The organism is Pseudomonas sp. 05N434, from assembly GCF_056396965.1.
Genome location: NZ_JBFTMK010000681.1, coordinates 1 through 2303 on the forward strand (window position 1 = coordinate 1; position 2303 = coordinate 2303).

Sequence of the window (2303 nt, forward strand, 5' to 3'; positions counted from 1 at the left end):
GGCTGGAAACGCGCGAACAGCTCGTGCAGCGCCGCTGTGTCGCAGATATCCACCTGCTGGAATTCATACCGGGGGCTACCCGCCACCGACGCCAGGGACTCGGTATTGCCGGCGTAGGTGAGCTTGTCGATATTGAGCACGCTCACATCGGTATTGTCGATCAGATGGCGAACGACGGCGGAGCCGATAAAACCAGCACCGCCGGTGACGATAATACGTTGGGTCACTTGCTGTACTCCTTGGGATACCACTGGATCAGTAATTTTTCGTACTGGGAAAGGATGTTTTCCCAAGTGAATTTTTCGTTGAAGCGGCGGGTGCTTTCAGCCTTCATCGCCGCGATCAAATGGCTGTGGTCATCGCGCAGGTACTTCTCGAACAACTTGGCGCAGTCGTGCTCGTCATCGAAGTACACCGCCGCATCACCGGCGACCCAACGGTTGAAATGGTTGTTATGGGCAATCACCGAGCAGCCGGCGCCCAATGCCTCCACCAGCGAAGGGTTGGTGCCTCCTACTTGATGGCCATGAATGTAAAAGCGGCTGAAAAACCGCAGCGCCCGAACCACCGCCGCCTCATAGATGGCACCGGGGAAGATCACTTCCTTGCCGGCCGCGTCCATCACCCGCTTGTGGTACTCGTTCTTCTCTGGCGTGAAGTTGCCCAGCACCACCAACTTATGGTTACGGCGCTTGCTGCTGAAAGCCTTGACGACCTGCAGAAAGGAGTTCTCCGGCTCCGGCCGGGCGATAACCACCGAGAAACCATGGGGCTCCAGGCCATAATCAGCCAGGGCGGTCGGGTCTGCTTCGTTCACCCGGTCCCCGCCATAAGGGATCATGGTGATCTTCGAATCCTTGACCCGGGTGGCCAGGTGATCCTTGATTTTCGGGTGGTCGGCCACCAGGTGGTTGCCGATCCAGCAACCTGCTCGCTCGTTCAACCAGAACCAGGTCTTCGCCACCAACCCCCACTTCTCCCGTCGCCATTCAATGCCATCCATATTGATGACATTGGTCTGGCCCTTGACCCGCTGCAGAATATTGAACGCCGCCGTGTTATAGCCGAGGGTCAGAAACAATCCCTTCTGGCCCAGCGCATGGACGGTAGCCTTCCAGTCGAAAAACACCGTGCCCGCCACGCCGGTGTTGGCGATCGGGATATGAATGCGATGAACCCCCTTCCATTCACTGGTCGATATACCGCCGGAACCGTCTTCCTGGCAGTAGACAGTGACTTTCCAGCCCTGCTTGACCAAGTAGAGGGAGAGCTTTTCGGCGAAGGTTTCAAAACCGCCGTGTTTGGCGGGAACGCCGCGGATGCCGAGGATATAGAGGTTTTTCATAGAGGCTTTTTGGTTCTTTAAATGTGAGGTGGTCTCAGATTTACCTGAAGTTCTTAATGTACTTTTAATCCGCTCTAAATATTGGATTTATAGTTTCTGGCTTGCTCAATGCGTGAACTTCCGCCGCATTCACCTAAACAACAGTCGAGCTGCTTTTAACGGAAGTTTCCAGTATTGAAACGATGTTCTTTTTATAGCTTTTTATTGAGAATTTTTTGTAATAAGTATCAAGCGCGCACTTACTCAGTTTTTCGTACAGAGGACTGCCCGGCGAAGGAAGTCCTAGCAGGACATCCTCAAGGCTGCTTTGATTGGCAGGGATGAAAAGGAAGCCATCTTTTTCATGGTTAACGATCTCTACCAAACCACCATGGCCCGCAGCTATCACTGGTTTTCCGACAGAGTACGCTTCGATCGCTACTCGACCGAACGGCTCCGGCTTCGTAGAGGGGACAACAACATAGCTTGCCCATTGAAAATGCTCGGTTGGGTCCGAGCAAAAAGGGAAAAATTCGACGTTGTCGGAGATCCCATATGATTTTACTTTTTCGATTAAATCCTTTTCCAGATATTCGTACCCCTCAAAAGGGCTACCCACTATCCTTATGCGAAAGTCATTTCTTGCGTTATTGGCCAATTTTCCAATGACATCAATGAAAAAGTCTTGCCCTTTCCAGGTGTTTATCCTGCCGATCAGAAGTAGATTCTTACAGTCTCTTTCAGTACGCAGCGATGGGACGTTGTAAAGGGGGGCTACACCATTATAAATTACTGTTCCAGGAAGATTAAAAGCGGATTTCGTAGCCTCGGAATTGAATATTAGTTTTGCACCTGAGAACCGTAGGAGTAAACGGAAGATCCCAATGAGTTTTTTGTCGGGAATTTCTCTGATATGGCAAAAGAAACTTTTCTTGGAAAATCTATAAAATCCGGCAGCGACCAGCGCGGACAACATAAC

At 51.4% G+C, this 2303-nt stretch carries 3 protein-coding genes; all 3 read right to left on the reverse strand.

All coding sequences use genetic code 11. The features are described 5' to 3' along the window. On the reverse strand, nt 1-227 hold a 227-nt coding region (locus tag AC1DLB_RS27970), incomplete at its 3' end, for an NAD-dependent epimerase/dehydratase family protein (RefSeq protein WP_477786079.1). Continuing rightward, complete coding sequence (locus tag AC1DLB_RS27975; protein WP_064616868.1) at nt 224-1345, reverse strand: DUF1972 domain-containing protein; 1122 nt, start codon at nt 1343-1345, stop codon at nt 224-226. The genes AC1DLB_RS27975 and AC1DLB_RS27970, both read right to left, overlap by 4 nt. Before the next feature lie 133 nt (nt 1346-1478). Continuing rightward, nucleotides 1479-2303 (reverse strand): glycosyltransferase family 4 protein (locus AC1DLB_RS27980; protein ID WP_477786080.1); only part of this gene is annotated, 825 nt, incomplete at its 5' end.